This is a genomic window from Variovorax sp. GW821-FHT10C12 (assembly GCF_059415405.1).
Window position 1 is genome coordinate 880491 of sequence record NZ_JBWKNE010000001.1, and the last position, 17844, is coordinate 898334.

Here is a 17844-nt window from a genome sequence, read left to right on the forward strand (position 1 = left end):
TGAGGCGCAGCCCCGGGGGACATTCGCGGAGGGAAGTACCCGGTGGCCTGTGCACGCGCCCTGAAGAAACTCACTCCCGCGTCAACACGAAGCGCTTGCGAATCCCGTCAGAAGCAGAAGGCGCGACCCACAGATCGATCTCACCCGGTTCAACAACAGGCTTCATGTCCCGCCCCAGAAACTGCAGGTCGTCATTGCCGACAGCGAACTCGACCACCTCCGAAGCCCCCGGCGCAATCCGCACCTTGCGGAAGTTCTTCAACTCGCGCACCGGCCGCGTCACGCTCGCAGCGCGCTGCGCCAGGTACAGCTGCACCACTTCTTCCGCCTCGCGCGTCCCCGTGTTGGTGACGGTGGCGCGCACACGCAGCGTCTGGCCGATGGCGAGGCGGTCCGTGCTCAGCTCGACCTGGTCGTAGCGCACCGGCGCATAGCCGATGCCGAAACCGAAGGGGTACAGCGCCTCGTTCGTCGCGTCCAGGTAGCGGGTCTTGAAGGCCGTGCCCGGTGCGCTTTCGGGCGAGGGGCGGCCGGTGCGCTTGTGGGCGTAGTAGTAGGGCACCTGGCCCGCAGTCTGCGGAAAGCTCACGGGCAGGCGGCCCGAGGGATTGGCGTCGCCGAACACCACGTCGGCGATCGCGTGGCCGGTCTGCACGCCGAGGAACCACGTCACGAGGATGGCGCGCGCATCGCGCACCGCCCCCTTGAGCGCCATCGCGCGGCCGTTGCTCAGCAGCACGACCACCGGTTTGCCCGTGGCGGCCACGGCTTCGGCCAGGTCCTGCTGGGCCTGCGGCAGGCCGATGTCGCTGCGCGAGCGCGACTCGCCCGACATCTTCTGGCTCTCGCCGATGGCCAGCACCACCACGTCGGCGTCGCGCGCGGCGGCCACGGCGGCCTCGATGCCGCCAGGCAGCGGCGATTCGACGTTCGCACCGCGCGTGACGGTCAATCGCGAGGCCTCGGTGCCCAGCGCGGCATGCAGGCCTTCGTCGATGCCCACGGGCGCGGACTGGCCCGGGAACAGGCTCCAGGAGCCCATCAGGTCCTTCGTGCCTTCGGCGAAGGGGCCGATCAGCGCGATCTTCTGCGGGCCGGTTTTTGCGAGCGGCAGCAGCTGGCCTTCGTTCTTCAGCATCACGATGGAGCGGCGCGCGCTCTCGCGGGCCAGCGCGATGAACTCGGGGTTCTCCACGCGCTGCGCGGCCGGCGGGCCATCGAGGCCGCGCATCGGGTCGTCGAAGAGGCCGAGCTTGAGCTTGACCCGCAGCACGCGCCGCACGGCCTCGTCGAGCCGCGCCATCGGCACTTCGCCCGAGGCCACGAGGTCGGGCAGGTGGCGGATGTACAGGCCGCTTTGCATGCTCACGTCGGTGCCGGCCATGAAGGCCAGCTTGGCCGCCTCGCGGCCGTTGGCGGCGTGGCCGTGCTCGATGAGCTCCTCGTCGGCCGTGTAGTCCGACACCACGAAGCCCTTGAACTTCCACTCGTCGCGCAGCACGCCGGTGAGCAGCGCGGGGTTGGCGGTCGAGGGAACGCCGCCGATCTCGTTGAAGGCGCTCATGACCGACAGCGCGCCCGCATCGAGCGCCGCGCGAAACGGCGGCAGGTAGACCTCGCGCAGCGTGCGCTCGGAGATTTCGCTCGTGTTGTAGTCGAGCCCGCCCTCGGCCGCGCCGTAGGCCGCGAAGTGCTTGGGCGTGGCCAGCATCGAGTCGGCGTTCGCGAGGCTGCTGCCCTGGAAGCCGCGCACGCGCGCCGCCGCGAACTGGCGCGCCAGGTACGGGTCTTCGCCCACGCCTTCGAGGCCGCGGCCCCAGCGCGCGTCGCGCGCGATATCGACCATGGGCGCGAAGGTCCAGCGAAAGCCGTCGGCCGTGGCCTCGACCGCCGCCGCGCGCGCGGTGCGCTCGGCCAGCGCGGGCTCCCAGCTCGAGGCCTCGGCCAGCGGCATCGGGAAGATGGTGCGAAAGCCGTGGATCACATCGGCGCCGAAGATCAGCGGAATGCCCAGCCGCGACTCGCGCACCGCCACCTGCTGCAGCCGCCGCTTGCCTTCGAGGCCGGCGTTGTTGAACAGGCCCGTGAGCCGCCCGTTGCGCACGTCCTCCGTCTCCTGCTGCCCGTTGCGCCAGCCGGCCTGCGGGTTGTTCGGCGTGTTGATGTCGGCCGGGCCGTAGAGGCTGAGCTGGCCGGCCTTTTCCTGCAGCGTCATGCGCGCGATCAGCGATTCGATGCGGGCTTCGGCGGCGTCGGAGGGCTGGAGGTTTTTCGGAACGGACGCCGCGATCGCGGGGAGGGAGAGGGCGGACAGGACGAGGGCGAGAACGGCGGCTTTTCGAACATGCATGGCCGCCTATTCTGCAGACAACGCCCGCCCGCCCCGGCCAGCGGGTTTCCGCCCTGGGCGTAGGGCCTTGTCCGACCTTGGTCTCTTCAGGCCCTGCCGGTCAGTCCGCGCCCAGCCGCAACCGGCTGGGCAGTCGCTTCTCGATCGCGAACTTCAGGAGCGCCGCGCAGCGGAAGATGCCGTGCGCGAACTTGCCGTAGGGCAGTGTGAGAAAGAGCGCCATCACCACGCCCAGGTGAACCGCCAGCAGCAGCGCCATGAAGCGCGTGTCGCGCCACGCGAGCAGGGCCAAGCCCGTGAGGCTCGTGAGCAACAGCAGCGCGATGAAGCCGCGGTCCATCGGCCGCTGCGCCGCGTCGCCGTGCGCGGCGTGGCGCCGCAGGTTGAGCCACAGCAGGCCGACAGGGCCGATCACGAGGCCGATGCCGCCCGTGGTGCCCAGCAGCACGGGCAGGCTCGTGAGCGCATAGGGCGCATGCAGGTCGAACAGGTAGTGGTAGAGCGTCGCCACGCAGGTGGAGGCGAAGCACAGCATGAAGCCGTAGAAGGTGAAGTGATGGAAGCGCCGGCGCCACAGCGTGAAGCGGTCGTCGGCGTTGTTGCAGCCTTCGCCATGGCCGCCATCGAGATACCTCAGGCGCAGCGCGTCGTGCGCGGCTTCGGCGCTCGCTGCGCGGCGCACGCCCGGCAGGTCGGGCGCGTTGCCCGGGTCGTTCGCGGGCGAGACCTCGCGCCAGAAGCGGCGCGTGCCCATGGCCAGCGCAAACATCACGAACACGAACACCGCGCCGAACACCAGCGCGAGGAAGTTGTGCGGAAAGATCGCGTAGAAGTTGCCCGCGAGCGGTTCGTGCACGAGCGAACCCGCCATCGCCATGGCCAGCACGAGGAACAGCGCGAGCCCGCCTGCCAGCGCCAATGCGACGGTGAGCCCGGCCCGCTTGTAGAGCGCGCCCATCGTGGGCGGCCAGGCGTAGTCGTGGTAGGTCTGCAAGCGCACCTGCGCCATCGCCTGCGGCACGTTCACGGCGAACTCGTGCGGCGGCGCGTACTGGCAGGCATGCAGGCAGGCGCCGCAGTTGTGGCACAGGTTGGCGAGGTAGTGCGTGTCGGCCTTGCCGAACTCGAGCCGGCGCGTCATGGCGGGGAACACGGCGCAGAAGCCTTCGCAGTAGCGGCAGGCGTTGCAGATCTGCAGGATGCGCGCGACCTCGCCTTCGCTCGCGGTCACTGGAAGGGCGGGCTGGATCGGGATGACGCGCGACGGGGCGCTGCCGATGCCATCGGCATCCGCACGGGCGCGTGCGACGAGGTCAGTGAGCTGCTGCAAGGGTGGTCTCCGGGGACTTCTTTGAAATGTTCTTGGCGGCCTTCGCGGCCTGCGTCCCGGCGATGCGGCCGAAGGCCGTGCCGATGCTCATGCCGACGCCGGCCGTGTAGCCCTGGCCCAGCACGTTGCCGGCCATCATTTCGCCGGCCACGAAGAGGTTGGGGCTCGGGCGTCCGCCGAAGCGCACGGCGGCGGTCTCGTCCACCTTGAGGCCCAGGTACGTGAAGGTGATGCCGGGGCGCAGCGGATACGCATGGAAGGGCGCGGTGTCGATCGGGCGCGCCCAGTGCGTCTTGGCGGGTGCGAGGCCTTCGGTGTGGCAGTCGTCCAGCGCCGTGTGGTCGAAGCGGCCGACGCGGCAGGCGGCGTTGTAGTCCTGCACGGTGCGCACGAAGGTGGCTTCGTCCAGGCCGATCTTCTGCGCGAGTTCGCCGAGCGTGCTGGCCTGCGTGCCGGGGAACACGGGCGGCATGAAGCGCCCGACCGCCTGCTGGTCGATGACCGACCAGGCGATCTGCCCCGGCTGCTGCGCCACGAGCCGGCCCCAGATCGCATAGCGCTTGGGCCAGAAGTCTTCGCCCTCGTCGTAGAAGCGCTGCGCGTCGCGGTTGACCACCACGCCGAGTGACACGCAGTCGATGCGCGTGCAGATACCGCCGTCGTACAGCGGTGCGCGTGCGTCGATGGCGACCATGTGGCCCTGCGACGGATCGCCGATGGGGTCGGCGCCCGCGTCGATCATGTGCCTGAGCAGCACGCCCTGGTTGAAGCGCGTGCCGCGGATGAGGAAGTTGTCGGCCGGCCACTCGCCGCGCTCGTTTTGCCCCCACGCCTCGCGCAGCCATTCGCGGTTCGATTCGAAGCCGCCCGAGGCGAGCACGCAGCTCCTGGCTTCGATGCGCTCGCCGGCCTCGGTGCGCACGGCCACGAAGCGGTCGCCCTCGAGCTCGACCGAGGCCACGGGCGTGTCGTAGCGGATCTGCACGCCGAGCGCTTCGGCGCTGCGGTAGTAGGCGTTGACGAGCGCCTTGCCGCCGCCCATGAAGAAGGCGTTGGTGCGCGCGACGTGCAGCGCGCCCGACAGCGGCGGCTGGAAGCGCACGCCGTGGCGGCGCATCCAGTCGCGGCAGTTCGACGAGGCGCGGATCACGAGGCGCGCGAGGCGCTCGTCGGTGAGGCCGCCGGTCACCTTCAACAGGTCTTGCCAGTACTCCTCTTCAGGGTAGGCCTCGACCAGCACGTCCTGCGGTGCGTCGTGCATGCAGCGCAGGTTGCGGGTGTGCTGCGAATTGCCGCCGCGCCATTCTTTGGGCGAGGCTTCCAGCAGCAGCACCGAAGCGCCGGCCTCGCGCGCCATCAGCGCGGCGCACAGCGCGGCATTGCCGCCACCGACAACCAGTACGTCTATCACTCGTGGGTCTCCTTGGAATGCAGGAGACTTTAGGCAGCGAGGCCTTCACGCGAAAGGCCGAAAGAGGCAACAGGTGTTCAGCTTTCGAGAAGACTTGCGCCGACCCAGCGGCCTTCGCTGACCAGTGTGCGGGCCGTTTCGGCGACCACCACACGCGCGGCCAGCGCGGCGGGCGAGAGCTCGTCGTCCGACAGGCTCACGAGCAGGTTGCGGCGCCCGACGTGGGCATCGGCAATCTGCGTGAGCTCGAGGTCGTCGCCGTCGTGCCGTGCGGTGGCGGCGCCAGGCTGGATGGTGGCGCCGTGGCCGGCGCGCACCGCGTCCATCAGCAGCGCCAGGCCGTCGACCTCGGCCACGATGCGCGGCGCCACGCGCGCCCGTGCAAAGGCGGCCATCAACGTGGCGCGCAGGCCGTGGCTGCCGCTGGGCAGGATCAGCGGCACCTCGGCCAGCTGCGACAGGCGCACCTTCTTGCCCGTGGGGCGCGGCGTGAGTGCGGGCGACGCGATCACGAAGAGCTTTTCGGCCAGCAGCGGCGACACGCTCCAGCGCCGCGGCGTGTCGGTCTGGAACAGCACGGCGAGGTCGAGCTGGCGCGCATGCAGCATCGTCGTGAGGTGGCCCGACAGCGCCTCGACCATGTGCAGCCGCACCTCGGGGTAGCGCGCCTGCATGGCCTGCATCAGCGGCACGCCCAGCACGGCGGCGGTGGTGGGCGCCAGGCCCACGCTCACATGGCCCGACAGGCGTGCCTGCTGCGCGGCACGCACGGCGTCGTCGGCGTGGCGCAGGGTGAGCTGCGCCTGGTGCAGGAAGGCCAGGCCGGCGTCGGTGGGCATGACGCCGGTCGAATGGCGGCGCAGCAGCCGGGTCGAGAGTTCGCTTTCGAGCCGGCTGATCTGCTGGCTCAGCGCCGAGGTGACCACCCCCAGCTCCACGGCCGCGCGGCCCATGCTGCGCAGCTCGCAGACCTTGACGAAGTAGCGCAGTTGTCTCAGTTCCATGCGCGCATCATGGCGCAGGCACGGCGGCGGGCTGGCCGCGCCGCACCAACAGCCATCCGAACAGTGGGGCGGTGATGTACATCACGACCGAGTAGATGGCGGCCGGCAGCGCGAGCGGAAAGCTCCCCAGCACGCTCACCGCGATGAAGATGGCGAGCGTGGAGTTGTGGATGCCGATCTCGTAGCTGATGGCGGTGGCCAGCGGCTTGTCCAGGCCGGCGGCGCGGCTCAGGTAGTAGCCGGCCAGCAGGCTCACGAGGTTGAACAGCAGCACCGGCACGCCGATCTCGGCGAAGGTGGTGGTGATGTTCTTCCACTCGTTGGCAATGGCGAGCACCGTGACCACCGCGAGCACCACGCCGCTGAAGATCTTGGTCGGCTTTTCCATGCGCGCCGCGAAGCCGGGCTTTCGCGACGCCACGACCATGCCGATGGCCACCGGCACCAGCACGATGGCGATCACCTCGACCAGCTTGCGCGTCTGCAGCGGCACCACCTGGCCGCTTTGCGCGAAATGGCCGATGGCCCAGTTGGCGATGAGCGGCAGCGTGACGATCGACAGCAGCGTGTTCACAGCCGTGAGCGAGATGTTCATCGCCACGTTGCCGCCGAACAGGTGCGAGAACAGGTTGGCCGAGATGCCGCCCGGCGAGGCCGCCAGCAGCATGAGCCCGATGGCGAACACCGGCGACAGGCCGAAGCCCACGATGATCGCGTAGCAGGCCAGCGGCAGGCCGATGACCTGCAGCACGAGCGCGATGGTCACGGCCTTCGGATGCTTGAACAGGCGCCGGAAATCCTCGAGCGAGAGCGACAGCCCCAGCCCGAACATCACGAGCGCGAGCGCGCCGAACAGGAACCGGGTCACGATGAGCGTGGTGTCCATGCGGTGGTGTCTCCTCTTGGGTTCTTCTGCTTAAAAAAATGGCTGCCGGCACCCGTCGCGCGGGCGCTGGCAGCCGTACAAAACCGGGGTCGACGCTCTTATTGTTTGTAGCTGTCGTCGATGCGGTCGAGTTTGCGGATCAGCGAAGGCCAGACGAACATGCCGCCCAGGCCGCCGCTTTGCACCTTCATGGCCTGGCCCACGCCGTCGATGATCCTCGGGTCCACGTGCGTGAGTTCACCGCCGCCGGCCTGCGCGGCGATCTGGATCTGGCAGGTGTTCTCGAAGGTGTACATCGAAAGGAAGGCGTCGGCAATGGTCTTGCCGCAGGTCAGCAGGCCGTGGTTGCGCAGCATGAGGAAGTTGGCGTGGCCCATGTCGGCCTGCAGGCGCGGCTTCTCGTCGTCGCGGAAGGCCACGCCTTCGTAGTCGTGGTAGGCCAGCGAGGCCAGCACGAAGGTCGACTGCTGGCTGATGGGCAGCACGCCGTTCTTCTGCGCGCTCACGGCGATGCCGGCCCGGGTGTGGGTGTGCAGCACGCACTGGATGTCTTCGCGCGCGGCATGCACGGCGCTGTGGATCACGAAGCCGGCCGGGTTCACGGGGTAGGGCGAGTCGATGATCTTGTTGCACTGCTGGTCGACCTTGACCAGGCTCGAGGCCGTGATCTCGTCGAACATCAGGCCGTAGGGGTTGATCAGGAAGTGGTGCTCGGGGCCGGGCACGCGTGCGCTGATGTGCGTGAAGACGAGGTCGCTCCAGCCGTACAGCGCCACCAGGCGGTAGCAGGCGGCGAGGTCGACGCGCAGCTGCCATTCTTCGGCGGAGACGAGCTTCTGGATTTCGGAGGCGGAGGTGGCGTTCATGGGAGGTCCTTGGTCTTGATCAGGCAGCGGTCGGTTCTTGCAGCACCGTCTTGTAGACGCTCTGCTTGGGCTGCGCCATCAGGCGGCGCAGCATGGGCTCGAACTCGCTGATGGGCAGGGTCTCGGCCTTCGGGTCGAAGGCCGGGTTGTCGTAGAGCGCGCAGAACTCGGCCGTGCGCTCGTAATGCGGGTGGTCCTTGAAGCTGTCGCGCATGTCGCGGTCCAGCCCGATGTGGTGGAAGAAGTAGTGGCCCTGGAAGATGCCGTGGTTCTGCACCATCCAGTGGTTGGCCTCGCTCACGAAGGGCTTGAGGATGGCCGCGGCGATGTCGGGGTGGTTGAAGCTGCCCAGCGTGTCGCCGATGTCGTGCAGCAGCGCGCACACCACGTACTCCTCGTCGCGGCCGTCGCGCAGCGCGCGCGTGGCGGTCTGCAGCGAGTGGGTGTAGCGGTCGACCGGAAAGCCGCCGTAGTCGCCTTCGAGGATCTGCAGGTGCTTGATCACGCGCGCGGGCAGGCCGCCCGCGAACTGCATGAACTCGCCGCCGATCAGTTGCCAGTCTTCACGCGTGCTGTCCTGCATGCGCTTGAAACTTGCCCGTGCGTTCATCGTGTGGGGTCTCCGTTCTTGGGGGGATGGCGGCCACTGTAGACCTGCGCTTGACCTTCAACTGTCAAGAATTTGACAATGCGAGGTTCTGGTAAACCCGCCTCAGGCGCCTTTTTCCCCTCCATGGCCACCTCGACCAAGCCGCGCCTGTCGGCCGCGCACCGCGCCGCGCTCGACGGCAACCCCTGGTTCACCAGCATGCCGCGCGCGCAGCGCGATGCGCTGCTGGGCGCGGCCGAGCTGCTGCATGTGCGCCGCGGCACCATGGTGTTCCGCCAGGGCGATCCGATCCATGCGGCGGGCGGCGGCTTCTACGGGCTGGTGGCGGGCACGATCAAGATCTCGTCGCTGCGCCAGGACGGGCGCGAGGCCATCCTGGCGGTGCTGGAGCCGGGCAACTGGTTCGGCGAGATCACGCTCATCGACGGCTCGCCGCGGACGCACGACGCCACCGCGCTCGAAGCGCTCGACCTGCTGGTGGTGCCGCCCGAGGCCTTCGTGCGGCAGATGCGCGACGTGGTGTTTTCCAACGCCATCGCCGCCATGCTGGCCGCGCGCGTGCGCATGCTCTATGGCCTGGCCGAAGACGCGACCTTGCGCAGCCTGCGCGCGCGCGTGGCGCACCGGCTGCTGGTGCTGGCGCGCGGCGACGCCACGCAGTCGGTGCACCTGCGGCACGAACTCATGCTGTCGCAGGAGGCGCTGGCCATGATGCTCGGCGTGACGCGCCAGACGCTGTCCAAGGAGCTCAATGCGCTGGCGACCGAGGGCGTGGTGTCGCTGGGCTACGGGCGCATCGTGCTGCTGTCGCTCGAGGCGCTGCAGGGGCTGGTGCGCACGGGCTGAGGGTCTTGTCACAGCGCGGGCAGGGCACAGGCGTATAAGACCTTCCCGGCCCGCCATTCCGGCGGCCCGGCGTCTTATTTCTTCACAGGAAGGTGGCGAATCATGAGCAACAACAAACCGACGGTCGTCCTGGTCCATGGTTTCTGGGGTGGTGCGGCGCACTGGCACAACGTCATCGTGGAGCTGCTGCGCAAGGGCCACACGGCCATCCGCGCGGTCGAGCTGCCGCTGACCTCGCTGGCCGACGACGCCGAGCGCACGCGCAAGATGGTGGCGCAGGTGCAGGGGCCGGTCTTGCTGGTCGGCCACTCGTACGGCGGCGCGGTGATCACGCAGGCCGGCGACCTGCCCAACGTGGTGGGGCTGGTCTACATCGCCGCGTTCGCACCCGACGCGGGCGAAAGCCCCGGCGGCATCACGCAGGAGCATCCGCCCGTGGCCGTGCCCAACCTGGCGCCCGACAGCGACGGCTACCTGTGGGTGATTCCCGAGAAATACCACGAGAGCTTCTGCCAGGACCTGAGCGCCGAAGAAGGCCTGGTGATGGGCCTGACGCAGAAGGCGCCGCTGGCCAGCACCTTCGGCGACACCATCACGGCGCCGGCCTGGAAGAAGAAGCCGTCGTGGTACCAGATCTCGAGCGAGGACCGCATGATCTCGCCCGTGAACCAGGAGCGCATGTCGGCGCGCCTGGGCGCGAAGAAGGTCATCACGCTGGCGGCCAGCCACGCCTCGCTGGCCTCGCAGCCGCAGGCCGTGGCGGCGCTCATCGACGAAGCCGCGAGCGCTGCCTGAGGCCGGCTACGCGCAGCGCTCGGTGCGCTGCGCAGCCGTCGGGCGGGCCCGCCAGCCGAGGAACGCCACGGCGCAGGCTGCTGCAATCACGATCGCCACGGCGACGCCCATCACCGAGAAGAAGGCCTGGTCGAAGGCCGTGTGTGCGAGCGCCACGAGCTGCGAGGCGATGGGCGCGGGCAGCGTTTCGGCGGCCAGCAGCGCGGCATCGATGCTGTCGCTGGCCGAGGCCGGCACGGCCAGGCCGTCGGGAATCACCAGCGCGGCCGTGTAGCTCGCCGAGAGCACGCTGCCCAGCAGCGCGATGCCCAGCACGCCGCCGAGTTCGTACGACACCTCCTCGATCGACGCCGCCATGCCGGCGTGTTCCACGGGCGCGTTGTTCATGACCGCGTTGGACGCCGCCGTGATGGTTGCGCCCACGCCCAGCCCCAGCAGCACCAGGATCGCCGGCTTGAGCAGGCCTGCGGCATCGACCGCCAGTGCCAGCGCGCACAGCGCCAGCGCGGTGGTCACGAGGCCGCCCAGGATGACGGGGCGCGAGCCGACGCGTGCCAGCAGCAGGCCCGCGAGCGGCCCCGCCACGAAGGCGGCCAGCGGCAGCGGCAGCAGGGTGAGACCGGCTTGCAGCGGCGTGAGGCCGACCACCAGCTGCAGCCGCTGGCTGAACACCAGCTCGACACCGATCAGCGCCACCGAGGCCACGATGGCTGCGATCACGCCGCCCGAGAAGTAGGCGTTGCGGAAGAGGCGGAAGTCGATCAGCGGCGCGCTGCTGCGCCGCTGGCGCCGCACGAAGAGGGCCATGGCCACCACGGCCAGCGCGCCGGTGATGGCGGCCGTTGTGACCGAGGGCGCGAACTTGGTGAGTTCCTTGATGGTCAGCACCAGGAAGACCAGCCCCGCCAGCACCTGCACCGAGCCGATGAAGTCCCAGGGGCGCGTGCCGGTGTTCTTCTGCGTCGGCAGCAGCCACAGGGCCAGCACCAGCGCGAGCACCACCACGGGCACGTTGATGAGAAACACCGAACCCCACCAGAAGTATTCGAGCAGCACGCCGCCCACGACCGGCCCGAGCGCCGCGCCGCCCGAGGCCACCGAGGCCCACACGCCGATGGCCACGGCGCGCTCGCGCTCGTCGGTGAACACCAGCCGCAGGATCGCCAGCGTGGCCGGCATCATCATCGATGCGCCCACGCCCAAGAGGGCCCGCGCGGCGATGAGGACGGCCGGGTTCGGCGCGTAGGCCGCGCACAGCGAGGCCACGCCGAACACGGTCAGGCCCGCGACGAACATGCGCCGGTAGCCCACGCGGTCGCCCAGCGCGCCCATGCCCAGCAGGAAACCGGAGACGACCACGGTGTAGGCGTTGAGGATCCAGAGCTTCTCGGTGGCCGAGGCGGCCAGGTCGTGCGTGAGCGTAGGCAGTGCCGTGTAGAGCACGGTCATGTCGACCACGATCAGCAGCAGCGCCATCGAGACGATGCCGAGCGTGATCCATTTCTTGGCGGTGGGGTTCAAGCCGTTCATTGCGTGGCCCTCCGGTCGTGCGACTGTGCGGTGGTGCCGTCCAGTTCCTTGAGCATCGTCACCGAGACCGTCGCGCAGCCGCGAGCGTGGAAGAAGTCGTGCGCGCGGGCGTTGCCGATGCCGCTTTCGAGAAAGAGGCGCTGGATGCCGCGGCCCTGCAGCTCGGCGCAGACCCAGTCGAACAGCCGCCCGCCCAGGCCGATGCCCTGGAAGCGCGCGTCGACGACGAGGTCGTCGAGCGTCGCGAAGCTGCGCGCGGCGCGGCGGGTGTCGTCGATGGACACCAGCGCGAAGCCGGCCAGTGCGCCGTCAGCTCGCGCGACGGCCACGCGGGCGTGGGCGGTGGCCGGGTCCAGCGCTAGGGTCTCGCGCACTTGCGCCATGAAGACGGCGGGCAGGTCGCTGCGCCATTCGCCGAGGGCTACGGCGCGCTGCTCCTGCAGCTCCGAATGGGAGATGTAGGAAGGGGAAAGTTGCTGCAGGAACAGGGCGGTCAACGCCTGCGCCTGGGAAGGATCGCTGCACCAGCTGAGTTCGAACGCCGGTGTCGTCTTGTTGTTCACATTCGTCATGGCGCCATCTTGCGTCATTGAAATGAATGAATAAAGATGGAATTAATCTAAAAAATAGATGGATGACCGAAATGGAATGGACCGTTGACCAATTGCGCCAGTTCGTGACGACCGCCGAGTGCGGCTCGTTTTCGGCCGCGGCGCGCCACCTGGGCAAGGCCCAGTCGGCCGTGAGCACCGCCATCGGGCTGCTCGAGGTCGACCTCGGCGTGGCGCTGTTCGACCGCTCGCGCCGCAACGCGCAGCTGTCGGACGCGGGCCGGGTGCTGCTGCTGGAGGCGCGCGAGCTGCTGCGGCAGGCCGAGCAGCTCGACCAGCGCGCCCGCTCGCTGCACGAAGGCGACGAGGCGGCGCTGTCGCTGGCGCTGGACGAAGCCCTGCCGTACACCGCCATCGGCACGCTGATGCGCGAGCTGTCGGTGAAGTTTCCGAGCCTCGAACTCACGCTGCTCAACGGCACCGCGACCGAGGTGGCCGACTACGTCGAGCAGGAGCGCGCCAGCGTGGCCTTCCACTTCGACCGCGGCCCGGTGCGTGCCAGCTTCGACCAGCGCCACATCGGCAGCGTGCGCCAGGGCGTGTTCGTGGCCAGCGACCACCCGCTGGCCGACGGCCGCACCGTGCGGCGCCAGGACCTGGCGCGGCAACGCCAGCTGCTGATGCACGCGGACGACGTGCACGAGGTGGCCTACAGCCCGCGCGTGTGGCGCTCCGACAGCTTCTACAGCACGGCCGAGATGGTGGCCGACAACCTGGGCTGGGCCGTGCTGCCCATCAACATCGCGCGCTACGAAGGCTTCAGCAAGGCGCTGAAGGAAGTGCCGTGCCCGTCGCTGGCCTTGCCGCGCTTGTCGGTGCGCATGCTGTGGCTGCAGGGGCGCCCCCTCGGCGCGACGGCGCTGTACGTGCAGCAGCGCTTCACCGAGCTGCTGCGCGACAGCGCCGTGTGAGGCGCGTCAGCGGAGCACGCGGCCGTCGGCCGAGATGCTGATGAGGTCGATGCTGCGCACGTTGTCGCGCAGACCCGGGCGCAGGTTGATGCGGAAGCCGCCCACGTCGTAGTCGGTCATCGCCGTCATCGTGCGCTGCAGCGTCGCGGTGTTGAAGCCGCGGCCTGCGCGGCGCACGGCCTCGCCCGCGGCCTTGGCGGCGATGAAGCCCTCGAGCCCTTCGTACGACGCGGTCTGGTCGGAGTTGTCGACCGCCGCGAGGTATTCCTTGACGATCGGAATGGCCGAGGGCCGCGGCGAGGGCACCACCTGCGAGATCACGATGCCGCCGATGTCCTTGCCCAGCTCGGCGTAGAGCGGGTCGATGCCGACGATCGAGAAGGCCATGAAGTTGCCCGTGTAGCCGCTCTTGCGCAGCTTGCGGATGGCGCTGGCCGTGGTGCCCGAGAGCGACACCAGCACGATGGCCTGGGGCGTCTGCTGCTGCACGGTCTTCAGCGCGGCGTCGAGCTTGTCGGCGCCCGCGGGCACCAGCGCGCTGGCGACCAGCGGCGGCAGCTTGAGTTCGGAAACGGCCTGCTGCACGGCGGCCAGGCCGGCGCGGCCCATGGCGTCGTCGTCGCCCACCAGCGCGATGCGTTTCTGCCCCACGGTGGCGCATTGGCGCACGATCTTGAGGGCCTCGTCGATCATGCCGGGGCGCACATGGAACACGTTCGGGTGATCGGGGCCGCGCAGCGTGTCGGAGGCGGCGAAGGGCGCAAAGAGCAGGCTGCCCTGCTGCGTGGCGACCTTGGCGCCGGCCTCGCTGCTGGCGGTGCCGACAAAGCCGAACAGCATGTCGGCCTTGTTCGCGCCCAGCAGGGTGCGGGCATTGGTGGTGGCGCGCGCGGCGTCGTAGCCGTCGTCGAGCTGCAGCAGCTTCAGCTGCAGGCCGGTGGCGGCGTTGCGCGTGTTGAAGTCGCTCACGGCGAGCCGGCTGCCGGCCGCGAAGGCGTTGCCGATCTCGTTGGCGCTGCCGGTGAGCGGCACCGACTGGCCGAGCAGGACGACGCGGGCCCCGGCGGCGGCCGGGCGTGGCGTCTGTGCCAGCAAGGGACGGGTGATGCCGAGGCCGCTTCCCAGAAGCAGCGTTATGGAGGCTTTTCCCAGCCATGTCCTGCGAGACGCGTTCATTGGCTACCTTTTGCTAACAATAGTAAAAAAGTGTAGCAATTTCGAGGCCAGGGCGGAAGGCGCGGGTGCTCCAGAATTGCCCTGATGAAAACAACTGTGTCCTGGGTTCTGGGAGGGATGTGCGCGGCGCTCGCCGGGTGCGTCGTGTCGCCCCCATCGAAGGTGGTGGAAAAGGCGCTGCCCGCGCCGGAGGTCTTCGTGCCCGTGGCTGCGCCGCAGCCGCCGCAACCGAGGATCGAGCCGCCGCCCCTGCCGCCCCCATCGATGATCGAGCCGCCATCGCTGCCACTGGCGGGGCCGCCGATGGCATTGCCGTCGGGGCCGACCCTCATGGCGGCGCCGCGCGCCGATTCGCGCGTTGCGTCGGACGCGGTCGTGACGGAGCCGGTGATCCGCCAGCGCCGTTATCCCAGCTACCCGTCCGCGCTGGTGGAGGAGGGCATCGAGGGCCTGGTGATCACGGCCTTCTTCGTCGGCGTGGACGGCAAGCCCGAAGACATCCGCGTCGAACGCTCGCCGCACCCGCTGCTGTCGCAGGCGGCGACCGATTCGCTCAAGGGATGGCACTTCGACCCGGCGCGCACCGCGGACGGGCGTGCGGTGCGCGCCCGCATGCGGCTGCCGTTCCGCTTCAAGCTCGTCGAGTGAGCGGGGGGAGTTGACGCGCGCTCAGGCGCGTTTTTCGAACACCAGGTCCCACACGCCGTGGCCCAGCTTGAGGCCGCGGTTCTCGAACTTGGTGAGCGGGCGGTACGCCGGCTTGGGCGCGTAGCCGGTGTCCGGCGCGGTGTTGCGCAGCAGCGGCTCGGCGCCCAGCACTTCGAGCATCTGCTCGGCGTAGGGCTGCCAGTCGGTGGCGCAGTGGATGTAGCCGCCGGGGCGCAGGTGCTGCGCCAGCTTGGTCACGAACTCGGGCTGGATCAGGCGGCGCTTGTTGTGGCGCTTCTTGTGCCAGGGGTCGGGAAAGAACACATGCACGCCGGCCAGCGTGCCGGGCTGCAGCATGTGGTCGATCACGTCGACCGCGTCGTGCGCGCAGATGCGGATGTTCGAGATCGACTGCTCGCCGATGCGCTTGAGCAGCGCGCCCACGCCGGGCTCGTGCACCTCGCAGCACAGGAAGTTGGTCTCGGGCAGCACCGTGGCGATGTGGGCCGTGGCCTCGCCCATGCCGAAGCCGATCTCCAGCACCGTCGGGCCCACGCGGCCGCCGAAGGCCGCCGTGAGGTCGAGCCGCTCGGGCGTGTAGGGCACGAGGAACAGCGGGCCCAGCTCGGCGAAGGCGCGGGCCTGGCCGTCGGTGGTGCGGCCGGCGCGCTTCACGAAGCTCTTGAGGCGGCGGTGCAGCGGATGCGGCTTGCCGTCGGTGGCGTCGTCTTCGGGGGATGCGGGCAGGTCGTCGCCGGGCGGGAGGTCGTTGGACACGGTGTCGGGAATGTTCATGAGGGCCGCGAATTGTAGAGATCGCGCCATTCGGGCACCCAGCCGCCCAGGGCGGCGGTGCAGTGGCCGGCGGCCGTGGGGCGCAGGCCGAGCGCGCGCGCGGCGGTGTCGAGCGCGGCCAGCGCGGCCTGCGGCGTGGCGGTGTCGATGGCCGTGGCGCCGTTCTGCTTGGAGAGCTTGTCGCCGTCGGCGCCGCGCACCAGCGGCGTGTGCAGGTAGCTCGGCGTGGGCAGGCCGAGCGCCTGCTGCAGCAAGATCTGGCGCGCGGTGTTGTCGGCCAGGTCCTCGCCGCGCACCACGTCGGTCACGCCCTGTTCGGCGTCGTCGACCACCACGGCCAGCTGGTAGGCCCAGGGGCCGTCGGCGCGGCGCAGCACGAAGTCGCCGACCTCGCGCTGCACGTCCTGCCGCTGCGGGCCGAGGCGGCGGTCGTGCCAGTGCAGGTCGCCGGCCGGCATGCGGTGCGCGGCAAAGCGCCAGGCGCGCGCGGGTTTGCCGTGCAGGCCGTCGCGGCAGGTGCCGGGGTAGACGCGCTCGCCGTGGCGCTCGTGCGCGTGGCCGAGCCGGGCCAGGGCCAGGTCGATGTCCTTGCGCGAGCAGCCGCAGGGGTAGGTGAGGCCGCGCGCGCGCAGCGCGGCCAGCGCCGCCTCGTAGTGCGCGGTGCGCTGCGTCTGCCACTCGGGCGGTTCGTCGGGGAGCAGGGCGCAGTCGGCGAGCTGGCGCAGGATGTGTTCGCCCATGCCGGGCAGGCAGCGCTCGGTGTCGGCGTCCTCGATGCGGACCAGCCAGCGCGCACCGTCGCCGCGCGCCCGCACGTCGAGCCAGCTCGCGAGCGCGGCCACCAGCGAGCCGGCGTGCAGCGGGCCGGTGGGCGAGGGGGCGAAGCGGCCGGTGGCCCGCATCCTTTCTTGGAGGACTTAGAGAACGGCCAGGGCCAGCGAGAGGCCCGAAACGAAACCGTCTTCCACGCGATGGCCGATGCACCAGTCACCGGCGATGCCGATGCGCGCCTTGGCGTCCCACAGGTGGGTCTGGCCCACGGGCACCTGCGTCTGCGCTTCGGGCCAGCAGCGCGCCTTGGCGTGGCTGGGCGTGGCGTGGATGCCGGTGATCTCCGAGAAGGCGCGCAGCAGCTTGGCCTCGATGCGCGCGGGCGTGTCGCGCAGGTGTTCTTGCGACCAGGTGGCGCTGGCCTGCAGGGTCCAGCGCTCGACGCGCTCGCGGCCGGGCTTGGACGATTCGCGCGCCAGCCACGCCACGCGGTGGTGGGTGCTGCGCGCCACGTTCCATTGCGGGCCGAGGTGCGACATGTTGGCCTGGTTGGCCTGGGGGAAGGCGATCATCAGCGTCCAGCAGGGCGCGATGCGCACGCGGTCGATCTTGCGGCTCAGCGTGGCCGAGCGTTCGCCATCGGCCAGCAGCTCGCGGGTGCGCGCGGGCGGCACGGCCAGCAGCACGGCGTCGAAGCCGGAGTACACATGCTGCGAATCGTCGGCGCCGGCGGTGCGCAGCTGCCAGCGGGTGGCGTCGAGCGCGTCGGGCTCGATGCGGGTGACCTGGGTGCCGGTGACGAGGTGCTCGCCCAGCGGCGCGGCCCAGTGGGCCACGAGCGCGTCCATGCCGGGCTGGGCGACCCAGTGCGGCTCCAGCGAGGGCAGCGCCGCCTCGGCCACGCGGCCGTGGGCGTCGAGCACGCGCACGAGGTTGGCGCTCCAGGGGCGGCACAGCGCGGGCGTGGTGGCCAGCACCTGGGCAAAGCGCGGATCGCGCACGGTGAAGTACTGCGCGCCGCTGTCGAAGCGGCCGAAGGCGGTGTCGATGCTCGCCATCCGCCCGCCCGGCGTGGCCTCGCGTTCGAACACCGTGACACGGTGCCCGGCCTGCATCAGCGTGCGGGCACAGGCCACGCCGGCAATGCCGGCGCCGATGACGGCGTAGTGGCGGGCGGCGGCGGGAGTTCGGTGGCGGTCGGCGGTGGCGCGGGCTTTGGCTTTGGGCATGGCGGACTCTTTTCTTTTGACAGGGTGATGACTGAGGAGGCCGTGCACACTCTAACTCGGTCTGCGCGCGCCGCC

Annotated in this window: 17 protein-coding genes; 4 read left to right on the forward strand and 13 right to left on the reverse strand. The window is 70.0% G+C overall.

Translation table 11 applies throughout. The features are described from left to right. Positions 1-70: 70 nt before the first annotated feature. The 7 genes from AC07OH_RS04240 to AC07OH_RS04270 all read right to left on the reverse strand — a co-directional run bounded on the left by AC07OH_RS04240 (position 71) and on the right by AC07OH_RS04270 (position 8457). A complete protein-coding gene (locus AC07OH_RS04240) occupies positions 71-2350 on the reverse strand; it encodes a glycoside hydrolase family 3 N-terminal domain-containing protein (RefSeq protein WP_495299724.1) in 2280 nt (759 codons plus the stop codon). A gap of 100 nt (positions 2351-2450) precedes the next feature. Continuing rightward, complete coding sequence (gene tcuB, locus AC07OH_RS04245; RefSeq protein WP_495299725.1) at positions 2451-3680, reverse strand: tricarballylate utilization 4Fe-4S protein TcuB; 1230 nt, start codon at positions 3678-3680, stop codon at positions 2451-2453. After that, positions 3664-5091, reverse strand: coding sequence for an FAD-dependent tricarballylate dehydrogenase TcuA (gene tcuA, locus AC07OH_RS04250; protein ID WP_495299726.1), 1428 nt, complete (start codon positions 5089-5091; stop codon positions 3664-3666). The genes tcuB and tcuA overlap by 17 nt, the downstream gene beginning before the upstream one ends. A 77-nt stretch (positions 5092-5168) precedes the next feature. Beyond that, positions 5169-6095, reverse strand: a complete 927-nt coding sequence (locus tag AC07OH_RS04255) for a LysR family transcriptional regulator (RefSeq protein WP_495299727.1) — start codon at positions 6093-6095, stop codon at positions 5169-5171. Positions 6096-6102: 7 nt separating this feature from the next. Next, positions 6103-6981: a bile acid:sodium symporter family protein gene (locus AC07OH_RS04260; RefSeq protein ID WP_495299728.1), complete on the reverse strand. Its 879-nt coding sequence runs from the start codon at positions 6979-6981 to the stop codon at positions 6103-6105. Between the two features lie 98 nt (positions 6982-7079). Further along, on the reverse strand, positions 7080-7847 hold the full coding sequence (locus AC07OH_RS04265; protein WP_070060369.1) for a class II aldolase/adducin family protein: 768 nt from the start codon (positions 7845-7847) through the stop codon (positions 7080-7082). Positions 7848-7866: 19 nt separating this feature from the next. After that, entirely contained in the window at positions 7867-8457 is a 591-nt protein-coding gene (locus AC07OH_RS04270) for an HD domain-containing protein (protein WP_062478352.1), read from the reverse strand. 123 nt (positions 8458-8580) lie between these two features. On the opposite strand from AC07OH_RS04270, the gene AC07OH_RS04275 reads away from it, so the two are divergent. After that, positions 8581-9303, forward strand: a complete 723-nt coding sequence (locus tag AC07OH_RS04275) for a Crp/Fnr family transcriptional regulator (protein ID WP_070060370.1) — start codon at positions 8581-8583, stop codon at positions 9301-9303. Between the two features lie 102 nt (positions 9304-9405). Next, complete coding sequence (locus AC07OH_RS04280) at positions 9406-10098, forward strand: alpha/beta hydrolase (protein ID WP_062478359.1); 693 nt, start codon at positions 9406-9408, stop codon at positions 10096-10098. 6 nt (positions 10099-10104) lie between these two features. Here the strand turns inward: AC07OH_RS04280 and AC07OH_RS04285 are convergent, their stop codons facing one another. Beyond that, on the reverse strand, positions 10105-11628 hold the full coding sequence (locus AC07OH_RS04285) for an MFS transporter (RefSeq protein WP_495299729.1): 1524 nt from the start codon (positions 11626-11628) through the stop codon (positions 10105-10107). After that, entirely contained in the window at positions 11625-12200 is a 576-nt protein-coding gene (locus AC07OH_RS04290) for a GNAT family N-acetyltransferase (RefSeq protein WP_495299730.1), read from the reverse strand. The genes AC07OH_RS04285 and AC07OH_RS04290 overlap by 4 nt, the downstream gene beginning before the upstream one ends. 71 nt (positions 12201-12271) lie before the next feature. Here AC07OH_RS04290 and AC07OH_RS04295 point away from each other — a divergent pair, with 71 nt between their 5' ends. Further along, positions 12272-13150, forward strand: coding sequence for a LysR family transcriptional regulator (locus tag AC07OH_RS04295; protein ID WP_070060373.1), 879 nt, complete (start codon positions 12272-12274; stop codon positions 13148-13150). Between the two features lie 6 nt (positions 13151-13156). Here the strand turns inward: AC07OH_RS04295 and AC07OH_RS04300 are convergent, their stop codons facing one another. Continuing rightward, a complete protein-coding gene (locus tag AC07OH_RS04300) occupies positions 13157-14326 on the reverse strand; it encodes an ABC transporter substrate-binding protein (RefSeq protein ID WP_495299731.1) in 1170 nt (389 codons plus the stop codon). Between the two features lie 144 nt (positions 14327-14470). Between AC07OH_RS04300 and AC07OH_RS04305 the strand changes: the two genes are divergently transcribed. Beyond that, complete coding sequence (locus AC07OH_RS04305) at positions 14471-14974, forward strand: energy transducer TonB (protein WP_495299732.1); 504 nt, start codon at positions 14471-14473, stop codon at positions 14972-14974. Between the two features lie 21 nt (positions 14975-14995). Here AC07OH_RS04305 and trmB read toward each other — a convergent pair whose 3' ends face one another. The 3 genes from trmB to AC07OH_RS04320 are packed head-to-tail and all read right to left on the reverse strand — an operon-like array spanning position 14996 to position 17769. Continuing rightward, complete coding sequence (gene trmB / locus AC07OH_RS04310; RefSeq protein ID WP_062478378.1) at positions 14996-15769, reverse strand: tRNA (guanosine(46)-N7)-methyltransferase TrmB; 774 nt, start codon at positions 15767-15769, stop codon at positions 14996-14998. Then, positions 15766-16671 (reverse strand): tRNA glutamyl-Q(34) synthetase GluQRS, encoded by a 906-nt coding sequence (gluQRS, locus tag AC07OH_RS04315; RefSeq protein ID WP_495299733.1) that lies wholly within the window; start codon positions 16669-16671, stop codon positions 15766-15768. The genes trmB and gluQRS overlap by 4 nt, the downstream gene beginning before the upstream one ends. 15 nt (positions 16672-16686) lie before the next feature. Further along, positions 16687-17769, reverse strand: coding sequence for an NAD(P)/FAD-dependent oxidoreductase (locus AC07OH_RS04320; protein WP_495299734.1), 1083 nt, complete (start codon positions 17767-17769; stop codon positions 16687-16689). Between the last annotated feature and the right edge of the window lie 75 nt (positions 17770-17844).

Bases quoted from the DNA above. Each gene is read 5' to 3' on its own strand.
- AC07OH_RS04240 (WP_495299724.1), bottom strand. From the start codon at position 2,350: ATGCATGTTCGAAAAGCCGCCGTTCTCGCCCTCGTCCTGTCCGCCCTC.
- AC07OH_RS04255 (WP_495299727.1), bottom strand. From the start codon at position 6,095: ATGGAACTGAGACAACTGCGCTACTTCGTCAAGGTCTGCGAGCTGCGC.
- AC07OH_RS04260 (WP_495299728.1), bottom strand. From the start codon at position 6,981: ATGGACACCACGCTCATCGTGACCCGGTTCCTGTTCGGCGCGCTCGCG.
- AC07OH_RS04265 (WP_070060369.1), bottom strand. From the start codon at position 7,847: ATGAACGCCACCTCCGCCTCCGAAATCCAGAAGCTCGTCTCCGCCGAA.
- AC07OH_RS04270 (WP_062478352.1), bottom strand. From the start codon at position 8,457: ATGAACGCACGGGCAAGTTTCAAGCGCATGCAGGACAGCACGCGTGAA.
- AC07OH_RS04275 (WP_070060370.1), top strand. From the start codon at position 8,581: ATGGCCACCTCGACCAAGCCGCGCCTGTCGGCCGCGCACCGCGCCGCG.
- AC07OH_RS04280 (WP_062478359.1), top strand. From the start codon at position 9,406: ATGAGCAACAACAAACCGACGGTCGTCCTGGTCCATGGTTTCTGGGGT.
- AC07OH_RS04285 (WP_495299729.1), bottom strand. From the start codon at position 11,628: ATGAACGGCTTGAACCCCACCGCCAAGAAATGGATCACGCTCGGCATC.
- AC07OH_RS04290 (WP_495299730.1), bottom strand. From the start codon at position 12,200: ATGACGAATGTGAACAACAAGACGACACCGGCGTTCGAACTCAGCTGG.
- AC07OH_RS04295 (WP_070060373.1), top strand. From the start codon at position 12,272: ATGGAATGGACCGTTGACCAATTGCGCCAGTTCGTGACGACCGCCGAG.
- AC07OH_RS04300 (WP_495299731.1), bottom strand. From the start codon at position 14,326: ATGAACGCGTCTCGCAGGACATGGCTGGGAAAAGCCTCCATAACGCTG.
- trmB (WP_062478378.1), bottom strand. From the start codon at position 15,769: ATGAACATTCCCGACACCGTGTCCAACGACCTCCCGCCCGGCGACGAC.
- gluQRS (WP_495299733.1), bottom strand. From the start codon at position 16,671: ATGCGGGCCACCGGCCGCTTCGCCCCCTCGCCCACCGGCCCGCTGCAC.
- AC07OH_RS04320 (WP_495299734.1), bottom strand. From the start codon at position 17,769: ATGCCCAAAGCCAAAGCCCGCGCCACCGCCGACCGCCACCGAACTCCC.